Source organism: Streptomyces sp. NPDC000941 (assembly GCF_053599555.1).
Window position 1 is genome coordinate 1 of record NZ_JBSFMM010000428.1, and the last position, 4,319, is coordinate 4,319.

Below are 4,319 nucleotides of genomic sequence, written 5' to 3' on the forward strand. Positions count from 1 at the left end.
CTGGACCGGCTCGGCCGCCGCTGGAAACCCCTGCACGTACTGCGGGACGCGCTCAACCACCCCTCGGAGGCGCTGCCCGACCTTCCCGAGACCGAGCGGCTGCTGCCCTACATGCGCGTACAGGAGCAGGTCTACCAGGCGCTCTCCGGTCCCTACCTGGAGGGCGCGCGGACGTTCCACGCGCGCGTGCTTGCGCACCAGGCGCTCGGCCGGTCGGGGGAACACCGACACAAACCAGCTGACATCGCATAGGCGAAGTTCGATCTCTGAGGAGGTTGCCGTGACTGACTCCTTTTCGTCCCGACCCGAACCGCGCTTCACCCCCATGCCGCATGGCGCTTCCCGCATGCCTGAACCCGAAGGAGGGTCCGAATGACCACTGACCCGGACACCCAGCACCGTGATGATCGGGATCACGACATACGGGTGTACTTGTTGTTGCTTGCCCTGGCAGTGATCCTGATTGTCGCCACGGCTCTGGTCTACGTCACCTACCAGCACCCGGCACTCGCTGCGCCGCTGGGAGTCGGTTTGACAGCTGCCGCAGTGCTGGTGACCGGGCTCGGGTTCGCCATCACGAGGCGGTGAAACACCAGCTGCCTGACAGTGCTCGCCCCGCACCCGCGACTACGTCGCACGACGCACCCTCGAAGGGCTCAAGACCAAGGACATCTTCAGATGCCTCAAGCGCTTCGTCGCGCGAGAGGTCTATCACCACCTCACCAGCGCCTTCAGCAGCACACTATCGACATCTCCAGCCGCTTGACGATCTATATAGGAGCTTCAGAGTCAAGGTAAGTACGTGTCTCTGATCCCCGGATCTGAGTGACCTTGAGTTCTACGTTGGCGTGGTGTCCAAGGGCAATGGGCCAGGGCGGGGAGAGGAACTGTCGGGCTTGCGACGGCCGGCTGAGGCCAGGTTCGCGGCGTGACGCCTTGTTCTGTTCCGCAGTGTGTCGTGCCAGGCAGTGGCGTACGGAACGCCGGTTGCGCAAGCGCCTGGCGGCCGTGCAGGGCGGTGGGGGGCGAGGTCGAGTGTCCCGAGTGCGGGCCCGCTGGGTGGCCGGCGTCGACCGGCGCTCGAACGCCGTCTACTGCTCGCGCCGGTGTGTGGTGAGGGCCTGGAGGCGCCGGAAGGAAACGTTCGACCAGCTCAGGGCGTGGCCAGGGGAGGTCACCCCCCAAGAGCGGTCGGCGAGCGTGGCAAGCCAGGGGGACTCCGGCGCCACCTAATAGGGGCTAACACAATGAGGTGGATCGGCGCTGATCGCCGTGTCCGGGGCGGGAGTTGAGCGTTCGGTCGGGTGTGGGAACGTCGCCGTGGATCGTGTCGGATGAGCTGTGGAATCACTTGGAGCCGCTGCTGCCGCAGCGTGAGCGCAGGTTCCGGTATCCGGGTCGCAAGCCGTTGCCGGACCGGGACGTGCTGTGCGGCATCCTCTACGTGCTGCACACCGGGATCCAGTGGGAGTACCTGCCGCAGGACCTCGGCTTCGGCTCGGGCATGACGTGCTGGCGCAGGCTGCGGGACTGGAACGAGGCGGACGTGTGGCAGCGGCTGCACGAGGTCCTGCTGGCCGAACTGAATGCGGCGTCGCGGCTGGACTGGTCCCGTTGCGTGGTCGACTCCTCGCACGTCCGGGCGTTAAAAGGGGGCAGCACACAGGCCCGTCGCCGGTCGACCGGGGCCGGGCCGGCTCGAAGCACCATCTGATCACCGACGGGCACGGCACCCCGCTCGCCGTCCTGCTGACCGGCGGCAACCGCAACGACGTCACCCAACTCCTGCCCCTGCTCGACGCGATCCCGCCGGTCCGCGGCCGAGTCGGTCGCCCCCGCCGCAAGCCCGTCTCGCTGTACGCCGACCGCGGCTACGACCACGACATCTACCGCGACCAGGTCCGCGCCCGCGGCATCGTGCCCGCGATTGCCCGCCGCGGCACCCTGCACGGCACCGGCCTGGGCACCTACCGCTGCGTCGTGGAGAGGACTTTGTGCGCCACGAGGCGCTCTGTTTGTATCCCCGGTTCAGCCGGGAGGAACTCGGGAGGAGGTTCCTGGGCCCGATGACTTACCTGGATCCGAAAGGTGAAGGGGACAAGAGCATGTCAGAAAACCAGTGACCGGGGTCAGTTGTCAGGCACGGTGCACGGGGTGGCCCGCGCGATATGGCGAAGACTGGATTGTTTGAAGCCCAATCTCCAGAAGATGCAAGTTCCCATCCGTCGGAAAGGCAGCTGCAACCGGCGCCGCGCTCTGCTTTGGCTTCGTATGGTGCGGCCGGGGCAACTTCCGGTGCGCGGGGCGATGTCCAACGAGGACATTCAAGGAGATGAGTGGGACGCCTGTGTCGCGCTAGAACGTACAGACAGAGACGAACGTGGGATCGCCTACGGGATGAGAATCCTATGGCGACGGAGGCCCCGTAGTAGTCGCCGGATTAACGCCCGGCCAGGGAGGACGGGAAAGCCGTCCGCATCGGGCGAAGGGGGCCAGGTGATTCGGACACCCGAGACTCGGGAGGTATGCGGAATGCAGAGCGCCAAAACGGTGCTGGGTGTCCTGCGTGGACGCGGCAGGCGCGGCCTGCCGTGCGATGAACTGTATCGACAGCTGTTCAACCCGCAGTTGTATCTGCTGGCCTACGGGCGTATCTACGCCAACCACGGTGCGATGACGCCCGGGGTCACACCGGAAACCGTGGACGGTATGTCCCAGCGAAAGATCGACCGGATCATTGAAGCGATGCGTTACGAGCGCTACCGCTTCCGTCCGGTCCGGCGCGTCGATATCCCGAAGAAGAACGGGAAGACACGTCCGCTGGGGCTGCCGACCTGGTCGGACAAGCTCGTCGGTGAAGTGGTCCGCCTGTTACTTGAGGCGTATTACGAGCCGACGTTCTCCGACCGCTCGCATGGATTTCGTCCCCGTCGGGGCTGCCACACCGCACTGCGGGAGGTGGACCACACCTGGACCGGGAGTTCCTGGTTCATCGAAGGGGACATCGCCGACTGCTTCGGCAGCCTGGACCACGGGGTCCTGCTGTCGATCCTCGGCGAGAAGATCCATGACCAGCGGTTTCTGCGGCTGGTGCGCCACATGCTGACAGCCGGATACCTTGAGGACTGGAGGTGGGGCGCCACACTTTCCGGAGCGCCGCAAGGCGGAGTGGCCTCCCCGATCCTGTCCAACATCTACCTGCACAAGCTGGACGAGTTCGTCGAAACAGTTCTGATTCCGGAGTACACCCGAGGAGACCGCCGGACCCGCAACCCGGCGTATCTGGAGTTGCAGAATCTGCTGGCAAAGGCCCGACGGCGCGGCGACCGGGCCCAGGCTCGGGTGCTGCGTCAGCGGATGGTCAGCCTGCCGAGCTCGGATCCGAACGATCCGGGATACCGCAGGCTGCGCTATGTCCGCTACGCAGACGATCATCTCCTGGGTTTTGCCGGACCGAAAGTCGAGGCCGAGCAGATCAAGCAACGCCTGGCCCAGTTCCTACGTGATGAACTCAATCTGGAACTGTCCCAGGACAAGACGCTGATCACTCACGCCCGTACCCGGGCAGCGAGGTTCCTCGGCTACGAGATCACGATCCAGCACAACGACACGAAGAAGACTGGCCGTTACCGACGGGTCAACGGCCAGATCTCCTTGCGCGTCCCCCGGGACGTGATCAAAGCCAAGTGCGCCCCCTATCTCGCCCGCGGCAAACCCGCGAAGAGAAAGGCTCTGATCAACAGCAGCGATCATGCGATCGTTGCAACCTTCGGTGCCGTCTATCGGGGCGTGGTCCAGTACTACCTGCTTGCCGGAGACGTCTTCCGGCTGCACCGGCTGCAATGGGTCATGGAGACATCCATGCTCAAGACTCTTGCGGCCAAGCACCGTTCATCGGTGCCGAAAATGGCCGCCAGGCACAAGGCCAGAATCGACACCCCAAACGGGCCCCGCGTCTGTTTCGAGGCCCGCATCGAGCGGAAGAACAGGAAACCACTGGTCGCGCGGTTCGGCGGGATTCCGCTCCAACGACAGCGAGCGGCAGAACTCGCTGATCGTGAGCCGGTCCGGGTGGACTACCCGCAAAAGGAACTCATCGCGAGACTCCTGGCGGATACCTGCGAGATCTGCGGAAGCAAGGGCAACGTGCAAGTGCACCACGTCCGCGCTCTCGCCGACCTCGCACATGCCGGATGGCAGCCTTCCGACTGGGCGCGCGTCATGGGGGGCTTCCCCATGATTGTGGACACCGGTTGTCATGCGGCGGTGGCCAGCTTATTAGTTGATCGCTGTTCGTAGGTGATCGGGCTGATCTGGCC

Annotated in this window: 3 protein-coding genes and 1 pseudogene; all 4 read left to right on the forward strand. The window is 64.9% G+C overall.

Annotation, left to right across the window (positions count from 1 at the left end; all coding sequences use genetic code 11):
* A partial coding sequence (locus tag ACWDSL_RS52165) for a hypothetical protein (RefSeq protein ID WP_450496662.1) occupies window positions 1–252 on the forward strand: 252 nt, incomplete at its 5' end.
* 120 nt (window positions 253–372) lie between these two features.
* Window positions 373–588: a hypothetical protein gene (locus tag ACWDSL_RS52170; RefSeq protein WP_385626551.1), complete on the forward strand. Its 216-nt coding sequence runs from the start codon at window positions 373–375 to the stop codon at window positions 586–588.
* Window positions 589–1,306: 718 nt separating this feature from the next.
* Window positions 1,307–1,992, forward strand: a pseudogene (locus tag ACWDSL_RS52175) (IS5 family transposase); the annotation flags it as partial.
* A gap of 540 nt (window positions 1,993–2,532) precedes the next feature.
* Window positions 2,533–4,299: a reverse transcriptase domain-containing protein gene (locus ACWDSL_RS52180; protein WP_450496664.1), complete on the forward strand. Its 1,767-nt coding sequence runs from the start codon at window positions 2,533–2,535 to the stop codon at window positions 4,297–4,299.
* Window positions 4,300–4,319: the final 20 nt, after the last annotated feature.

What these genes read in the sequence shown, in the direction of transcription:
- ACWDSL_RS52170 (WP_385626551.1), top strand. Translation starts at nt 373, where the DNA reads ATGACCACTGACCCGGACACCCAGCACCGTGATGATCGGGATCACGAC.
- ACWDSL_RS52180 (WP_450496664.1), top strand. Translation starts at nt 2,533, where the DNA reads ATGCAGAGCGCCAAAACGGTGCTGGGTGTCCTGCGTGGACGCGGCAGG.